Source organism: Mesorhizobium waitakense (assembly GCF_056431085.1).
In genome coordinates, this window is sequence record NZ_JBWKME010000192.1 from 146,902 (window position 1) to 162,868 (window position 15,967).

Here is a 15,967-nt window from a genome sequence, read left to right on the forward strand (position 1 = left end):
GGTCCGTGAAAAGGTCTTTCGATGATCGTTCGCCCGCGCCCCACCTTCCTGCAGCTGTTCTTCGTCATGCGCGGTTCGGTGGTGCCACGCATCCTGCCGCAGATCCTGGGTTTCGCGGTTTATTCCGCGGTCATCCTTGCCGTGGCGCGCCAGTTCCATCTCGATTTCAGCGTCTTCAACATCACGCCTTTTGGGTTGGTTGGCGTCACGTTGTCGATCTATCTGTCGTTTCGCAACAACGCCGCCTACGACCGCTGGTGGGAGGCGCGCAAATTGTGGGGCACGCTGGTCTTCGAAATCCGCAATCTGGCGCGCGCCACCACCAGTCTCATCGCCGATCCGGCCGAACAGCGCGCGCTGCTGATGGAGGCGCTCGCCTTCTGTCATTTCCTGCGCGGCCAGTTGCGCAAGATCGACAGCATGAAGGACGCCCGCGCCTTCATTGCTACCGAGGCCGACACGGCCGCGAACTTCGCCAACCCGGCGGACGAGATGGTCAGGCGCATGGGCCGGCGCGCCAACGCGCAGCGTCGGGCCGGTCAGCTCGATCCGATCGGGTTCCGCATCCTCGATGAAAGGCTGGCATCGATCACCGCCATCCAGGCGGGCTGCGAGCGCATCGCCGGCACGCCCTTGCCCTTCGCCTATACGCTTTTGGTGCATCGCACGGCCTACATCGTCTGCCTGCTTCTGCCCATCGGGCTGATCTCGACCACCGGCTGGGCAACGCCGCTGTTCACGGCGCTGATCGCCTACACCTTCTTCGGCCTCGACGCGCTTTCCGAAGAACTCGAGGATCCGTTCGGCACCGAGGCCAACGACCTCGCCCTCGACGGTCTCTGCCGCGTCTGCGAAATCTCGGTATTCGAAGCGCTGGGCGAAACGCCGCCGAAAATGTTACCGGCCGAGAAGTTCTATTTTTCGTAGGAGCTCTGCCTGTCGCCGCGGCGCAGAACGTGGGCGTTGGATGGAAGGATCGCTACAGAACGGCCTTGCTGTCACTAAGTCAAAAAGAATCCTACCCCTGTCGGATCACGGCCTCCTGGCACGTCCTTGTTTCGACCCCAGTGAATAGGGCTGGAAACACCAGGAGGGAACACCATGAGCATTTCCGAAACCGCGCCCGTCTCGGCGGGCGCCCTGTGGACCGGCCGCGCCCTCAGCGGCGTCATCGTGCTGTTCATGATCTTCGACGGCGTCATCAAACTGCCGCCTCTCGACATCGTCACGCAGACGATGGTGCCGCTCGGCTGGACGGCAGACGTAAATGTCGCGCGCATGCTCGGCGTCATCGGCTTGATCTCGACCGCGCTCTACGCCCTGCCGCGCACCTCGGTGCTCGGCGCCATCCTGCTCACCGCCTATATGGGCGGCGCCATCGCCACCAATGTGCGTGTCGACAACCCGCTGTTCTCGCACACGCTGTTCGGCGTCTATCTCGGCGTCATCCTGTGGGGCGGCCTGTACCTGCGCGACCCCCGGGTGCGCGCACTGATCCCGTTCAGCCGATAGATACGAAGGAGAGAAAAATGTTCGGCACCATCCTCATCATCCTGGTCGTCATCATCGCCGCCGTGCTTATCTATGCGGCAACACGGCCAAACGATTTCGTCACCACCCGCACGGCCAGCATCAAGGCCCCGCCGGAAGCGATCTTTCCGCTGATCAACGATTTCAGCCGCTGGCCAACATGGTCGCCTTACGAAAAACTCGACCCTCAGATGAAGCGCACGCTCTCCGGCCCGACAAGCGGCAAGGGCGCGGCCTATGCCTGGGAAGGCAATGCCAAGGCCGGCAAGGGGCGCATGGAGATCACGAATTCGGTGCCGTCCTCGCTGGTGTTGCTCAAGCTCGACTTCGAGAAGCCGTTCAGGGCCAACAACAGCGTCGACTTCACCCTGACGCCCTCCGGCGACAACACCGCCGTCACCTGGGCGATGCGCGGTAGCCGGCCCTTCATCGCCAAGCTGATGGGCCTGTTCATGAACTTCGACACGCTGATCGGCAAGGATTTCGAGGCCGGTCTCGCCAATCTGAAGCGCCTCGGCGAAAAATAGACTTAGGGGGCGGTTAGCGTTCAAACAAAAACGGCGGGCACAGGCCCGCCGTTTTCGTGAATGCAATACGGCATACTTATTCGGCGGTGGCAGCTTCCGCCTCGGCCGGCGCAGCTGCAGCGGCCGCGACAGCGGCGGCAGCGTCTTCCTGCGCCTTCTTCAGCAGAGCAGCCCGTTCCTGCGCCTTCTTGCCCGGCTCGGCCTTCTTCGGGTTGGAGCGGGCGTCGCGCTTGGCAAGGCCGGCCTCGTCGAGGAAGCGCAGCACGCGGTCGGTCGGCTGGGCGCCATGCGACAGCCAATGCTTGACGCGGTCGGCGTCGACCTTGACGCGCTCGCCGTCCTTGGGCAGCAGCGGGTTCCACGAGCCGAGCGACTCGATGAAACGGCCGTCGCGCGGCGAACGGGCATCGGCGACGACAACGTGGTAGTAAGGACGCTTCTTCGAGCCCGCACGGGCCAGTCGGATCTTCAAGGGCATTTCTTTTCTCCTAAAAACTCTGATTTCGTTAGTTGGTTTGTGGTTTTCGTTATCCCAAAGCCGCTGCGCAGTTTTGGGCGATATGCACTGGTTTCTCAGCCGGCTTTCGTCACACCGTTGGAAGCGGCGATCTGTTCGTGGTGGCGGATCACTTCGCGGACGACGAAGTTGAGGAATTTTTCCGCGAAATCCGGGTCGAGATGCGCATCCTTCGCCAACTGGCGAAGGCGGGCGATCTGCTGCTGCTCGCGTGCCGGGTCGGCCGGCGGCAAGCCATGCGTCGCCTTCAGCACGCCGACCGCCTTGGTGCAGCGGAAGCGCTCGGCCAGCATGTGGATGAGTGCCGCATCGATGTTGTCGATCGAGGCGCGATAGTCGGCCAGGATCGTGCGTGCGTCGGCCATGTCCTTTTCTTCGTTCATCGCGTCCTCACTTCTTCTTGCCAAGCCCGGGCAGTCCGCCGCCGCCCATGCCGGGAAGTCCCGGAAGCTTCATACCGCCGGGCAGACCTGGCAGGCCACCGCCGCCGGGAAGACCACCGGGCAGGCCCTTCATGCCGCCGAGGCCGGCCGCCTGCGCCTGCTTCTGCAAGGCTTCGAGCTGCTTGGGATCCATCTTCGACAGGTCGGGCATGCCGCCGCCCATGCCGCCCATGCCCGGCATCATGCCGCCGAGGCCCATCTTGGAGGCAAGGCCGCCCATCATGCCGCGCATCAGGCCGCCGCCTTTGCCCTTGCCGCCCATCGCCTTCATCATGTCGGCCATGCCGCGATGCATCTTTAGGAGCTTGTTGATCTCGGCAGCGTCGGTGCCGGAACCGGCGGCGATGCGCTTCTTGCGCGAGTGCTTGAGGATATCGGGGTTGGCGCGCTCGGCCTTGGTCATCGACGAGATGATGGCGAGCTGGCGGCCGAACATCTTGTCGTCGAGACCGGCGGCAGCCATCTGGTCCTTCATCTTGCCCATGCCGGGCATCATGCCCATGATGCCGCCCATGCCACCCATTTTCGACATCTGCTGAAGCTGGCCGGCGAGGTCGTTCAGGTCGAACTTGCCCGACTGCATCTTCTTGGCCATCGCCGCCGCCTGCTCGGCGTCGATGTTCTCGGCTGCTTTTTCGACAAGCGAAACAATGTCGCCCATGCCGAGGATGCGGTCGGCGATGCGCTTGGGGTGGAATTCCTCCAGCCCGTCCATCTTTTCGCCGGTGCCGATCAGCTTGATCGGCTTGCCGGTGACGGCGCGCATGGAAAGGGCAGCACCGCCACGGCCGTCGCCGTCCATGCGGGTCAGCACTAGGCCGGTGATGCCGACGCGCTCGTCGAAGCTCTTGGCCAGGTTGACGGCGTCCTGGCCGGTCAGCGAGTCGGCGACCAACAGGATCTCGTGCGGGCTCGACACCTTCTTGATGTCGGCCATCTCGACCATAAGTGGCTCGTCGATATGGGTGCGGCCGGCGGTGTCGAGGATGACGATGTCATGGCCGCCGAGCTTGGCCGCATGGACGGCGCGCCGGGCGATGTCGACCGGCGACTGGCCATCGATGATCGGCAGCGTCGCCACCTTGACCTGCTCGCCGAGCTGGCGGAGCTGCTCCTGCGCGGCGGGGCGGCGCGTGTCGAGCGAGGCCATCAGAACCTTCTTGTTCTGACGCTCGGAAAGGCGCTTGGCGATCTTGGCCGACGTGGTCGTCTTGCCGGAGCCCTGCAGGCCGACCATCATGATGACGACCGGGGCCGGCGCGTTGAGGTCGATGGCGACGCCCTCGGCGCCGAGCATCTCGACCAGCTCGTCATGGACGATTTTGACGACCATCTGGCCGGGCTTGATCGACTTGACCACGGCGGCGCCGACGGCCTTCTCGCGCACCTTGTCGGTGAAGGAGCGCACCACTTCCAGCGCCACGTCGGCTTCGAGCAACGCACGGCGCACCTCGCGCAGCGCGGCCGAGACATCAGCCTCCGACAGCGCGCCGCGGCCGGTCAGGCCGTTCAGGATGGAGCCAAGGCGCTCTTGCAGCGATTCAAACATCTTGCGTCCTTCGATCTCGGTTCATTCGACCCGAGAGGTAATGCGTTCGCGCCAAGTGTCCAAGCAAAAGCCAAAACCACCCGGGGGCGCTCAGCGCTGCCGGGTGTTGGCCTCCAGGATCGATTTACAGCACTTCACCTCAAAGAGGTTTCGGCGTCCTGGTCGGCTTGCTCGGAGGGATACTCGTCGCGGAATTCGGGGCGTGTAGACAGGAAATCTGCGGCAGAGTCAAGACAAGGCCTGGTTGACGCCCATGCCGATCGCGTCGCGCCGAGCGGAATCAATTCGCGCCGCTCGCTTCCGAACGGTCGGCCGTGACCTTCAGGACCGAGCGTGGATGCAGCAGCAACGCAACCGTCAGCAGGCTGCAGGCGATGCCGATTAAGGCAATCAGAATTGCATCCGACACCATCCAGCCGGGCCCTTCGAGCGGCTTGGCCACGAACAAGGCGAAGGAATTGTAGCTCTGCTGGTGCGAGATCAGCAGGAAGCCGGTCAGATTGTTGCCGAGATGGGCGCCGAAGGCAGCCCCGAGATTGCCGGTGGCATAGACCACAAGCGTCAAAAGCAGCGCGAAAGCGGCGACCGAGGCCAGCACGCAGGCGTTGATGGCGGCCGAGGCGCTGTTGCTCCAATGCAGCGAGGTGAACAGCAGGGCCGGCAGCAGCGCCCAGATGATCGGGCTCTTGAACCGGTTGGCGAGACCGCGCAGCAGATAGCCGCGAAACAGCACCTCTTCCGAAGATGTCTGCAGCAAGGTGAGCGCGACGATCGGGATCAGGAACAGCAGCCAGGACGACAGGCTGATCGGGCCGCGCGCAATCTCGGGCTGCAGAAGATAAAGCAGGATTTCGGACAGAAACGAGGTGATCAGCACCGCGATCAGCCCCTTGAGGAAGCCCGACCGCGACACACGACGGCTATTGCCGACCAGTGTCGACAGCTTCTCGCGGTGCACCCAGCGCATGGCGATCCACAGGCCGATCCAGATGCCGGCAAAAGAGGCGAGCGCGGTGAGGATGCCGATCGGCGAGGCGAGGAAGTCCTGCATCGCTCCATCGGGTGACGGAGCCGCCGATGCCTGCCAGGTGAAGAAGAGATAGGCGCCGCCGAACAGCACGGCCACGGTCGTTGCGGCCCAGAACAGGACGACGATCGCCGTTCCGAGGAACAGGCGCGGCAACGTCGTCCTGGCGTTCGGCGAATGCCGGTAACGTTCGAAGGCGGCAGGGTCGATCACGCGAATTCCTTGGGCAAGTGCTTCGGGTCGCATGATCTAGGAGATCGCTGTCTCGCGCGCGAGCGACTTCGGCGAGTCGCTCGAACCGATCCGACGTGGCGACATGCGAGAAGGCGACCGCCGCTGCGCTCAGCAGCGGTCACCTCGTTAACGTCAACGCACCACGTACATGATGCGTCGTGTCGACGGATCGACCAGTGCCGGCTGGCCGTTCACATAGACATAGCGATAGCTGTAGTCCGGAATTTCGCGCAGCTCGACCGTGTCGGGCAAGGTCGCGCCGGTCACCACCTCGCCATCGAGATAGACGGGGTCGAGGCGATGCGTGTCGACATAGGTTCTGACCTCGGTCGGAGGTGGGGGAAAGGCATCGTTGAGCGGATCACTGGCGATGATCGCTCCGGTGTAGTCGGTCGAGTAGTCGCCAATGTCGGCAGGCGGCGACACGACGGCAATGCTGGAACCGTGCGGCCGTTGCGTCAGCACCACCCGGCTGCCGCCGAAATCAGCCGTCACATAGTCGGAATAGACCCAGCCCTGGCCCCCGGCTTCGGCGATGGTGCACCATTTGCTGTTTTCGATGCAGCCATTCAGCGTCGCCGACTGGCCGGCGGCGAGGACGCCGATCACCGGATATTGCGGACCGGGGCCGGCGCGCACGTTAAGATCGGTGACGGCGGAGACGGCGGTGTCGGCAAACGCGGCGCCCGACATGATCGTCAGCATTCCGGCGACTGCGGGAAACAATACGGATCTCATGGTTTCTCTCCGTTTTCATGGTCCCTCGCCAGCGAAAACGGGGCAGCGGCGCATGCGTTCCCGCTAAAACGCCTGCGCCAACTCACGATTTGTTCCGGCTTCCTTTGGCAAATCGGTCAGAAGTTCGTGAACGAAGGCCAATTTCCGCGCCGTGACGTCTGAAATGACGAAGGGGTAGAGGTCAGGCAGGCCCATGCAGCGGTTGATCGAATTGGAGGCTTCCGACAGCACCAGCCAGCGGGCGAGGATCCTTTCGAAAGGCTCAGGTGCTGCGGCAGGCTCCGATGGCGCCGCCTGCAGTCCACCGCCGGTGTCGCCTCGCGGCAAGTGGTTGGCCTCCACGGTCTCCAGCTGGCCGAGCGGGAAGTTCAGCGCATGGACCATTTCCAGCGTATCGGTGATGTGCAGATGGTGGGCCCAGGTTTCCGCCCAGTCCTCCCACGGATGTGAGGTGGCATAGGCCGAGATGTGGCTTTGCTGCCAGTCGGGCGCCGCGCCGTTGGCGTAATAGGTCTTCAGCGCCTGTTCGTAATCGGCGCGTTCGTCGCCGAATAGCGCGCGAAAAGCCTCCAGCCTTTGCGGATCGTCGCGGATCAGGCGGTCCCAGTAGTAATGGCCGAGTTCGTGGCGAAAATGGCCAAGCAAGGTGCGATAGTTCTCGCCCATCTCGATGCGCCGCCTTTCGCGCTCGGCCGAGTCGGCCTCGGCGACGTTGAGCGTGATCAGGCCATTGTCGTGGCCGGTCAGGATGCGCTCGCCGCCAGGACCGCCGCCGATCGGATCGGCCAGCAAGTCGAAGGCAAGGCCGACCTCGTCGGCAGGGTTCTGCTTGGGCGCAACCGGCAGCCCGAAGGCGAGAAGCGAATAGATGGCGCGCTTCTTCGCCGCCTCGACGCGGATCCAGCGGCGGCGATTACCGTCGACCGACAGATCCGGGATCAGCTGGTTCAGCACGCAGGCGCGGCAAAAAGCCTGTCCCGGCTCGGCCATCCAGTTGCAGGCGCATTCATCCGCGTTGGTGCACTGGAAGATGCCGTCGACACCCGACAGCGCAAAACGCGCATGCCCGGGATCGTAGAGCACGAGGCTTGAGCAATTCAGGCACTGGGCGTTCTCGAAATAGAGACGGTGGCCGCAATGCGGGCAGTCGAAGAGTTTCATGTTGGTCTCAAACCTTCAGAGCCAGCATATAGGTGCACGGCGGCCCGTGCCCAACGCGAACCGCCGGTCGGTGTTCCACATCGATCGGGCTGTTTGTTCGAACACGATCTTCCCGAAAACCGGGTTCCACTTCGCCGGCGTGGTCCTTCGGCTCGGGATCATGTCCTATTTCGCCGCAAGCTGGGCGGCGACCTGTCTTGCCACCGCTTCGCCCGACAGCCGCGCCCCGCCGCAGGTCTGGATGAGCGAACCAGCGAGGTGCTCGCCGGCGAAGAAGATTTTTTCCGCCACCGGCTGCATCAGCGTCGCACGGGCCAGCGACCGGCCGGGTCGGGCCGCAGCATAGGCGCCGCGCACGAAGCGCTCGCCGCCCCAATTGGTCATCATGGCGCGCGCCACGTGCTTGCGGGTGTCGCTGCCGAAAATGCCGCACAGACGGTCGACGACGAAGTCGATGCCCGCCGCCTCACCCGCTGCCGACATCTCCCAGGCGAAGTCACCGCCGACGAAACCGACCATCAGGTCGAGGTCGAAGGGGAAGCACAGGAAATAGATGTCGTGCCGGGCCATGCGCTCGATCAAAAGGTCGTCGAAGGGCTGAAGGCCAAGCCTCGTGCCCCGGATCTCGACCGGCAATTTGGTCAGCATGCCCATCGGCAGGTCGAAAAAGGCGCCAAAATGCGTGTCGGGAAGGGCGGGCGAGAATTCGATCTCCTCAAAGGCGAGCACCGCCGGCGAGGCCGTGACGATGACCGCTTTGGCACGAACGGTGCCGCGATCGGTGACGCAGGCGACGCCTGGCACGTCCCAGAGAATCCTGCGCACCGGCGTCGACAATTCGACCGGCAGGTCGACGCCGAAACGGGCGACCAGCGCGCCAAAGCCTTCCTTGCTGAAATAGTTGGGGTCGAGGTCGGCGGCTGCCTGAAAGTCGAGGATCGAAATCTCGTCCTCGTCGGCCCCGAAATCCATCGGCCCGGCGAAGGTTGCCGCGGCGCGCGGTGCATGGCCCTTGGCGAGCAACGCCGAAAGCCGGTCGTCGTCGCCCTCCTTCACCTCATGCTTGGCCAGCAATTCCAACAGCCGTGCGTCGGCCGCCTTCATCTCGGCTTCCTCGGCCTCGCTTGCCTTGCGCTTGCGATAATAGAGATGGTCGACATTCATGTCGTGGTGATGCAGCGTCCAGCCGGCCGCCTGGGCTTCTGGAAAATAGGGGTTGCGGTCGGCGGCGTGCAGCCAGGCGCAGCCGATGTCGAAGGGGATGCCGAAATGCTGGTCGCTGGTCCATGCGCGGCCGCCGATGCGGCCCATCGCTTCGAGCAGCTTGAAGGAGAGGCCGGCTGCCTGCAAGGTCCTGGCCGCGGCCAGACCCGCCGAGCCGGCGCCGATGATCACGACATCAACGTCTTCCATGGCTTTTTCGCCCCCGCCACAATATTCACTTGATCGTAGGCAAATTCCCCGGCATTCGCCAGCACTGCAGCAGAGACAGTGACAAGTGCGGGTTTCGCTGGCAAATTCGCAAACGGGACGTGATTCAGGCAATCAGGAGAGAAAAGCATGGCATTACTTGCCAAGGGTAGGATTTTTGTGACCGCGATGGTGGCGGTGCTTGCGCTGGCGACGGGCGCACAGGCGGCGGCCAGCTGTGGCAAGACTGGCGCCGGCTTCGAAGCCTGGAAGCCGGAGTTCGCCGCGGAGGCCAGGGCCGAAGGTGTGGGCCCCAAGGGTCTTGCAGCTCTGGCCGGCGCGACCTACGCAACAAGGACCATCTCCGTCGACCGCGGCATTCACAAGGCTTTCAGCGGCTCAGTGGAAGATTTCATGAAGCGCCGTGGCGGCGCTGCGATCATTTCCAAAGGCCGTGCGCTGAAGAAGTCGAACGCGGCGCTGTTCGACAAAATCGAAAGCAACTATGGCGTGTCGCCAGGCGTGCTGCTCGCCATCTGGGGAATGGAGACTGGCTTCGGTTCGGCGATGGGCAACCAGAATACGGTCTCTGCCATTTTGACGCTGGCCTATGATTGCCGCCGCCCGGAATTCTTTTACCCACATGCCATTGCGGCCCTGAAGCTGGTTGATCGCGGTGCGTTGACCTCCTCGTCGGTCGGCGCTGCACATGGCGAGATCGGCCACACGCAGTTCCTGCCCGGAAATGTCTTGAAGTACGGCGTCGGCAGCGGAAACCTGCGCGACAAGGCCACTGCATTGGCTTCCACCGCCAACTTCCTCAAGGGTCATGGCTGGCGGGCCGGTGCGAGCGCGCAGTCGAATATCGGCGCCATTGCCGGCTGGAATTCCGCCAGCGTCTATCAACAGGCCATCGCCCGCATCGCCACGGCGATCGATGGCGATTGAAGAGACGTCTCTGTAAAAGATCTCCGTTTTGCAGAAAGCCCGGCCATGTGCCGGGCTTTTCTATTGATGCTGACGTGCTAGCGTCGATCGCAACTTTCCTGCGCGGCCATGGCTGGAACGCCGGTGCTGGTTAAAGTCGGGTGAGACCGAGCTGTGACTGAATGAGCAGGCTTTCGCATCAAAGCCAGGGAATGGGAAGAATCGGGGGCGCAAGATGTCGAGGGCCGTTCAGAAGGTCGGCCAGCGCGGTAGCTTGAAATGGATACAGCGCGCGGTGAATAGAACTCCACGCGTGCTCAGCGAGCCCCTTGGTAAACTTGTTGCTACTGCAGCGTCGACGGTTTGGCTGTCACCGATAGCGAATGATGACTACGCAGAATATCGTGATCGCGATTTTCTTGATCTGGTCGGTGTTGGTGAGTTGTCCGGTCGTCTCTCGGAGTATTGGCCCCAACGCGGACCCCAATGGGACGCGCTTGGCAGGACGAGTGCAGGAGATATTCTGCTGGTCGAGGCGAAGGCGCATATTGCCGAGTTGTGTTCGCCAGCCTCATCGGCCGGTCCGAGATCGCGCATGGTCATCGAGAAAGCGCTGGCTCAGACTATCGAATATCTCGGAGCAAGACCGCGCGCGCCATGGGTCGATGTATTTTATCAATTGGCAAACCGGCTTTCCCATTTGCACTTCCTTCGTCGCGAGGGGTGCAAAGCTTGGCTCGTGCTGGCGAATTTCGTCGGAGACCGGGACATCGGAGGACCCGAAACAAGAGCGGAGTGGGAGGCCGCGTACAAGGTCGTCCACCATATCATAGGGCTTTCTGAACGACATGCTCTCAGTCGCTATGTGGTACACATCTATCCGCATGTGTCGGACTTGGACATTTAGCCGGCAAATCATGACTCGCGTCGAGGTAGCAGTCCAAAACCGGCCAAAGCCGGGTTTGGACATGCCATCTGATGGTCAGCTCTTGCGGCTGCGTGCGGCAAGCGTGCGCAGCCTCAGCGCATTGAGGCGGATGAAGCCGGCGGCGTCCTTCTGGTCGTAGGCGCCGCGGTCGTCCTCGAAGGTGACCAGTGCATCGGAATAGAGCGTCTTCTTCGACTTGCGGCCGGTGACCATGACGTTGCCCTTGTAGAGCTTGAGGCGCACCGTGCCCTCGACGTCTTCCTGGCTCTTGTCGATCATCGCCTGCAACATCAGCCGTTCGGGCGCGAACCAGAAGCCGTTGTAGATCAGCTCGGCGTAGCGCGGCATGAACTCGTCCTTCAGGTGCGCGGCACCACGGTCGAGCGTGATCGATTCGATGGCGCGGTGGGCTGATATCAGGATGGTGCCGCCGGGCGTCTCGTAGACGCCGCGCGACTTCATGCCGACGAAGCGGTTCTCGACCAGGTCGAGCCGGCCGATGCCGTTGTCGCGGCCGAGATCGTTGAGCGCTGCCAGCATGGTGGCCGGCGACAGCTTCTTGCCGTTGAGCGCTACGGGATCGCCCTTGAGGAATTCGATCTCGATCTCGGTGACCTTGTCCGGCGCATCCATTGGTGAAACGGTGCGCTGGTGGACGAATTCCGGCGGCTCGCTCCACGGGTCTTCCAGCACCTTGCCCTCGGAAGACGAATGCAGAAGGTTGGCGTCGACCGAGAACGGCGCATCGCCCTTCTTGTCCTTCGGCACCGGAATCTGGTGCTGCTCGGCGAAATTGATCAGGTCGGTGCGCGACTTGAACGACCAGTCGCGCCATGGCGCGATGACCTTGATGTCGGGATTCAGCGCGTAAGCCGAGAGCTCGAAGCGAACCTGGTCGTTGCCCTTGCCGGTGGCGCCATGCGCAATCGCGTCGGCGCCGGTCTCCCTGGCGATCTCGACCAGATGCTTGGAGATCAGCGGCCGGGCGATCGAGGTGCCGAGCAGGTAGGTGCCTTCATAGACGGCGTTGGCGCGGAACATCGGGAAGACGAAATCGGAGACGAATTCCTCGCGCACGTCGACGACGCGGATATCCTTGATGCCCATCATCTCGGCCTTGCGGCGGGCCGGCTCGAGTTCGCCGCCCTGGCCGAGATCGGCGGTGAAGGTGACGACTTCGGCGCCGAGTTCGGTCTGCAGCCATTTCAGGATGATCGATGTGTCGAGGCCGCCGGAATAGGCGAGCACGACTTTCTTGACGTCTTTTGCTTTTGACATTTGGCGGTTCCGCGACAGGAGTTCTCAGCGGGCGAGGTATCACGCCGTTTCCGGGCTACGCAAGAGATGAACGCCGCGGACCGTTGGGTCAACGGATACGATCCGGGGCGCTGGATCAGCCTTTCAGCCTTCCAGTTGCTGGCAGCGATGGTTCGTATCCCTTATAGGCTTGCGTGTTCCCGAGCCAAAGGGCCGTCCATGTCGTTCATCCCAGACACCGCCACGCTGCTCCAGTTCGCCATCGCCACCGTGATCCTGGCGATCACGCCCGGACCGGATATGACCTTGTTCGTCTCGCGCACGCTGAGCCAGGGCCGCGCCACCGGCTTTGCCTCGATGGCCGGCGCGCTGTGCGGCACGCTGATCCACACCACGCTGGTGGTGGTCGGTGTCTCGGCGCTGATCGTCGCCTCGCCGATGGCCTTCTTCGTGCTGAAGATCTTTGGCGCCGGCTATCTGGTCTTCCTCGCGTGGCAAGCGGTTACCAGGGGCTCGGCCTTCTCACCGGAGAAGAAGACGGGACCTCAGGTTTCGCTGTTGCGCAGCTGGGCGGCGGGGCTCGGCGTCAATCTGCTCAACCCGAAGATCATCCTGTTCTTCATGACCTTCCTGCCGCAGTTCGTCTCCGCGCATGACCCGAACGCGCCGGGAAAGCTGTTTTTTCTCGGCGCGATGTTCATCGTGCTGTCGATCCCGGTGACCGCGCCGATGGTATTGGCGGCGGAGAAATTCTCGGCGGCGATGAAGGCCAGCCCGCGCGTGACGCGGGTGGTCGACTATCTCTTCGCCGGCGTGTTTTCCGCCTTCGCGCTCAAGATCCTGACGGCCCAGGCGAAGTAGGTCTTTTCGGAATCATGGTCCGTCTTGCCACCAGCTTCCGGCCCAGCGCCCGGCGCTGAGCCAGTAGAAGATGCCGCCGACCATGCCGCCGCCGATCACCGCCAGGATGGCGCTGGTTTGCCGGACCGCGAAGGCCGCGTCCCGGGCATAGTCGACCAGGCCGAGGAAAACGGCCGCGACCACCGCGCCCGCCAGCGCATAGAATAGCCAGTCGCGCCGGCCGAGGATCTCGGCAAGCAGGATGACGATCGCCGCCGGCATGAAGGCGAAATAGGCGACGAACAGGGCGACGAAGGGAATTGAAAAATACAGGGAAGCGGTTGCCTTCGGGTGCGCGTACTCCGGCATGTAGCCGAGCGAAGCCAGGAACAGGATGTTGAGGAAGGCGCTCGCCGCTAGCGACGCCACAGCATAGCCGAACAGGATGACGGCGAAACGGACGAGGTAAGCAATGAGGCGGGTCATCCCAAATCTCGGCGTGTGCCAGATTTGCGTCCGGCCAGAAGCCAGTAGACCGAGCCGCCAGCCGTGCCGGCCGTGGCCAAGAAACCGAGAAAGCCCGGATTGAAAACAAAGCCTCCGGCCGAACGCGGAATAGAAACACCAAAAGCGGTGGACGTTACCGCACCCGTGACTGCAAAGTAGAACCATCCTCGAAGCGACAACCGCTCGGCGACAAAGATTGCCGGGCCGACGATCAACAGCGCACTGACCATCACGGTCAACACGGCGAGCGGGAAGGAACCCAGCCAGTCGAATGCGAAAATGATGGACCAGTTCCCGTCTTCGATTCCTTCCAGAAGAGCGATCAGCAGCACGGGGACCAAGATCGAGGTCAGCACGGCGGCGATATAGCCGACTGCTATCGTGGCGAAGCGTTTCGGCCAGGCGAAGCGGCGGCTCACGCCTCGCCGTGCCCCGCGATCATCATCGCTTCCAGCGCCAGCCGGTCGACCTTGCGCATGCGCTCGGAGTCAGACTTCAACTGGCCGCAGGCGGCGAGGATGTCGCGGCCGCGCGGCGTGCGGATCGGCGAGGCATAGCCGGCATTGTTGATGTAGTCGGCGAATTTCTCGATCGTCTCCCAGTCCGAGCACTGGTAGTTGGTGCCCGGCCACGGGTTGAACGGGATCAGATTAATCTTGGCCGGAATGCCCTTGAGCAGCTTGATCAGGCCCTTGGCGTCCTCGATGGAATCGTTGACGTCCTTCAGCATCACATATTCGAAGGTGATGCGCTTGGCGTTCGACAGGCCGGGATAGGCGCGGCAGGCGGCGATCAACTCCTTCAGCGGATACTTCTTGTTGATCGGCACCAACAGGTCGCGCAGGTCGTCATTGGTGGCGTGCAGCGAGATCGCCAGCATGACGCCGATCTCCTCGCCGGTGCGCAAGATTTCCGGCACGACACCGGAGGTCGAGAGCGTGATGCGTCGCTTCGACAAGGACAGGCCGTCGCCGTCGGAGGCGATCAGCAGGGCCTTCTTCACCGCCTCGAAATTGTAGAGCGGTTCACCCATGCCCATCATGACGATGTTGGAGACTTTGCGGCCCTCGGCCGGCACGATGGCGCCGTCGGGCGTGTCGCGGTCGGGGAAATCGCCGAGCCGGTCGCGGGCGGTGAGCAGCTGGGCGAGGATTTCCTCCGCCGTCAGGTTGCGCACCAGCTTCTGCGTGCCGGTGTGGCAGAACGAGCAGGTCAGCGTGCAGCCGACCTGCGAGGAGATGCAGAGCGTGCCGCGGCCCTCCTCGGGAATGTAGACGGTCTCGATCTCGACCGGCCTGCCGGCGCCGCGCGGCGGAAAGCGAAACAGCCATTTGCGGGTGCCGTCGGAGGAGATTTGTTCCTCGACGATCTCGGGCCTGGCAACGGTGAAGTGCTTGTCCAGCTCGGCGCGCAAATCCTTGGAGATGTTGAACATGCCGGCAAAGTCGGAAACGCCGCGCACATACATCCAGTGCCAGAGCTGCTGGGCGCGCATCTTCGCCTGGCGCTCCGGCACGGTGCCGGATGCAACCAGGACCTCGCCGAGCTCGGCCCGCGTCAGGCCGATCAGCGACTGCTTTTCCGGCTGTGCGGCGCGGGCGCGCAAGGCGTCACGGGCGCCCTCGGTGGTAAGATCGAATGAAAGGGTCATGGTTGCACTTGACATAAGCGGTTTGCGGCCGATTTCACCATCGTGCCGGAAATGAAGCGCGGCGCATAGCACAGGTTGGGGGCGGAGTCATGCGGGGCGGCGATCCGGGTCGGTCCGTCGCCGCGGTTTTGGTTCAGTCGCAGTCAGATCAGAGCATGGATCCGGCCGGCATATCGCTTCATCCGCGGGCGCCTGCAGGACAAACCGATCACATATTCGTGTTGGCGTAATGGTCCGCAATGCGCCAGCGAACCTGAAAAGGGGCACCTTTGCCCCTGCAAAATGGGAGTACGCAGAATGCACTCGATCAAGCTCGTTTTGATTGCCGGTCTCATTGGCCTTTCCGCCCCGCAGGCATTTGCCGAGGATGCGATGGGCACGATGACTATGATGAAGGGCGGGGAAGTGATGGCGATCATGCCGGATGGGCACATGGGCACCATGATGCCGGACGCAAAGATGGGCGCCGAGATGATGAAGATGGCGAAACCCATCAAGCACTGCATGATGATGATGACCGACGCCAAGGGCAAAGCCTTCATGATCGATACGTCGACCAAGAAAGCTCAGGCCGAATGTGAAAAAATGGCCATGTAAATCGGCCATACGAACAAGCCGATAGGTAGACCGTCCCGTCGGCACAGGCCGGCGGGATACCCCAACAGGCCGCATATCTGCCGCCAGTGTGACGGATGGAGGCTCTGAGTCAGACCCCGGCGGC

18 protein-coding genes are annotated in these 15,967 nt (G+C 62.9%); 7 read left to right on the plus strand and 11 right to left on the minus strand.

All coding sequences use genetic code 11. The features are described 5' to 3' along the window. Window positions 1–21: 21 nt before the first annotated feature. The 3 genes from AC07FD_RS35200 (at window position 22) to AC07FD_RS35210 (ending at window position 2,057) form a co-directional block, all read left to right on the plus strand. Window positions 22–927, plus strand: a complete 906-nt coding sequence (locus AC07FD_RS35200) for a bestrophin family protein (protein WP_478353562.1) — start codon at window positions 22–24, stop codon at window positions 925–927. A gap of 174 nt (window positions 928–1,101) precedes the next feature. Next, a complete protein-coding gene (locus AC07FD_RS35205; protein WP_478353563.1) occupies window positions 1,102–1,512 on the plus strand; it encodes a DoxX family protein in 411 nt (136 codons plus the stop codon). 17 nt (window positions 1,513–1,529) lie between these two features. Next, entirely contained in the window at window positions 1,530–2,057 is a 528-nt protein-coding gene (locus tag AC07FD_RS35210) for an SRPBCC family protein (protein WP_478353564.1), read from the plus strand. A 76-nt stretch (window positions 2,058–2,133) separates the two neighbouring features. On the opposite strand, the gene rpsP is transcribed toward AC07FD_RS35210, so the two are convergent. The 7 genes from rpsP to AC07FD_RS35245 form a co-directional block, all read right to left on the minus strand. Continuing rightward, window positions 2,134–2,535: a 30S ribosomal protein S16 gene (gene rpsP / locus AC07FD_RS35215; protein WP_107651942.1), complete on the minus strand. Its 402-nt coding sequence runs from the start codon at window positions 2,533–2,535 to the stop codon at window positions 2,134–2,136. Between the two features lie 95 nt (window positions 2,536–2,630). Then, window positions 2,631–2,957, minus strand: a complete 327-nt coding sequence (locus tag AC07FD_RS35220) for a chorismate mutase (protein WP_095083976.1) — start codon at window positions 2,955–2,957, stop codon at window positions 2,631–2,633. Window positions 2,958–2,964: 7 nt separating this feature from the next. Continuing rightward, entirely contained in the window at window positions 2,965–4,566 is a 1,602-nt protein-coding gene (ffh, locus tag AC07FD_RS35225) for a signal recognition particle protein (protein WP_478353565.1), read from the minus strand. 280 nt (window positions 4,567–4,846) lie between these two features. Continuing rightward, window positions 4,847–5,839, minus strand: coding sequence for a lysostaphin resistance A-like protein (locus tag AC07FD_RS35230; protein WP_478353566.1), 993 nt, complete (start codon window positions 5,837–5,839; stop codon window positions 4,847–4,849). A 120-nt stretch (window positions 5,840–5,959) separates the two neighbouring features. Beyond that, window positions 5,960–6,565, minus strand: a complete 606-nt coding sequence (locus tag AC07FD_RS35235; RefSeq protein WP_478353567.1) for a DUF1236 domain-containing protein — start codon at window positions 6,563–6,565, stop codon at window positions 5,960–5,962. A 63-nt stretch (window positions 6,566–6,628) separates the two neighbouring features. Beyond that, the gene (locus AC07FD_RS35240) at window positions 6,629–7,726 is read right to left on the minus strand and encodes a zinc-binding metallopeptidase family protein (protein ID WP_478353568.1); all 1,098 of its coding nucleotides are present in this window, start codon (window positions 7,724–7,726) and stop codon (window positions 6,629–6,631) included. Window positions 7,727–7,891: 165 nt separating this feature from the next. Further along, window positions 7,892–9,139 (minus strand): flavin monoamine oxidase family protein, encoded by a 1,248-nt coding sequence (locus AC07FD_RS35245; protein WP_478353569.1) that lies wholly within the window; start codon window positions 9,137–9,139, stop codon window positions 7,892–7,894. Window positions 9,140–9,286: 147 nt separating this feature from the next. Between AC07FD_RS35245 and AC07FD_RS35250 the strand changes: the two genes are divergently transcribed. Together AC07FD_RS35250 and AC07FD_RS35255 are read left to right on the plus strand one after the other, a co-directional pair. Next, on the plus strand, window positions 9,287–10,084 hold the full coding sequence (locus AC07FD_RS35250; RefSeq protein WP_478353570.1) for a lytic murein transglycosylase: 798 nt from the start codon (window positions 9,287–9,289) through the stop codon (window positions 10,082–10,084). 214 nt (window positions 10,085–10,298) lie between these two features. Continuing rightward, a complete protein-coding gene (locus AC07FD_RS35255; RefSeq protein WP_478353571.1) occupies window positions 10,299–10,970 on the plus strand; it encodes a hypothetical protein in 672 nt (223 codons plus the stop codon). Between the two features lie 75 nt (window positions 10,971–11,045). Here the strand turns inward: AC07FD_RS35255 and AC07FD_RS35260 are convergent, their stop codons facing one another. Next, entirely contained in the window at window positions 11,046–12,269 is a 1,224-nt protein-coding gene (locus tag AC07FD_RS35260) for an argininosuccinate synthase (protein ID WP_478353572.1), read from the minus strand. Window positions 12,270–12,467: 198 nt separating this feature from the next. Here AC07FD_RS35260 and AC07FD_RS35265 point away from each other — a divergent pair, with 198 nt between their 5' ends. Continuing rightward, window positions 12,468–13,109, plus strand: coding sequence for a LysE family translocator (locus tag AC07FD_RS35265; protein WP_478353573.1), 642 nt, complete (start codon window positions 12,468–12,470; stop codon window positions 13,107–13,109). Window positions 13,110–13,121: 12 nt separating this feature from the next. On the opposite strand, the gene AC07FD_RS35270 is transcribed toward AC07FD_RS35265, so the two are convergent. The 3 genes from AC07FD_RS35270 to rlmN are packed head-to-tail and all read right to left on the minus strand — an operon-like array spanning window position 13,122 to window position 15,246. Further along, window positions 13,122–13,574 carry a hypothetical protein gene (locus tag AC07FD_RS35270; protein ID WP_478353574.1) on the minus strand — a complete coding sequence of 151 codons (453 nt, stop codon included), beginning with the start codon at window positions 13,572–13,574 and terminating at the stop codon, window positions 13,122–13,124. Further along, the gene (locus tag AC07FD_RS35275) at window positions 13,571–14,014 is read right to left on the minus strand and encodes a hypothetical protein (protein ID WP_478353575.1); all 444 of its coding nucleotides are present in this window, start codon (window positions 14,012–14,014) and stop codon (window positions 13,571–13,573) included. The genes AC07FD_RS35270 and AC07FD_RS35275 overlap by 4 nt, the downstream gene beginning before the upstream one ends. Further along, a complete protein-coding gene (rlmN, locus tag AC07FD_RS35280; protein ID WP_478353576.1) occupies window positions 14,011–15,246 on the minus strand; it encodes a dual-specificity RNA methyltransferase RlmN in 1,236 nt (411 codons plus the stop codon). The genes AC07FD_RS35275 and rlmN overlap by 4 nt, the downstream gene beginning before the upstream one ends. Window positions 15,247–15,543: 297 nt before the next feature. Here rlmN and AC07FD_RS35285 point away from each other — a divergent pair, with 297 nt between their 5' ends. Then, window positions 15,544–15,843 (plus strand): hypothetical protein, encoded by a 300-nt coding sequence (locus AC07FD_RS35285; protein ID WP_478353577.1) that lies wholly within the window; start codon window positions 15,544–15,546, stop codon window positions 15,841–15,843. Window positions 15,844–15,967: the final 124 nt, after the last annotated feature.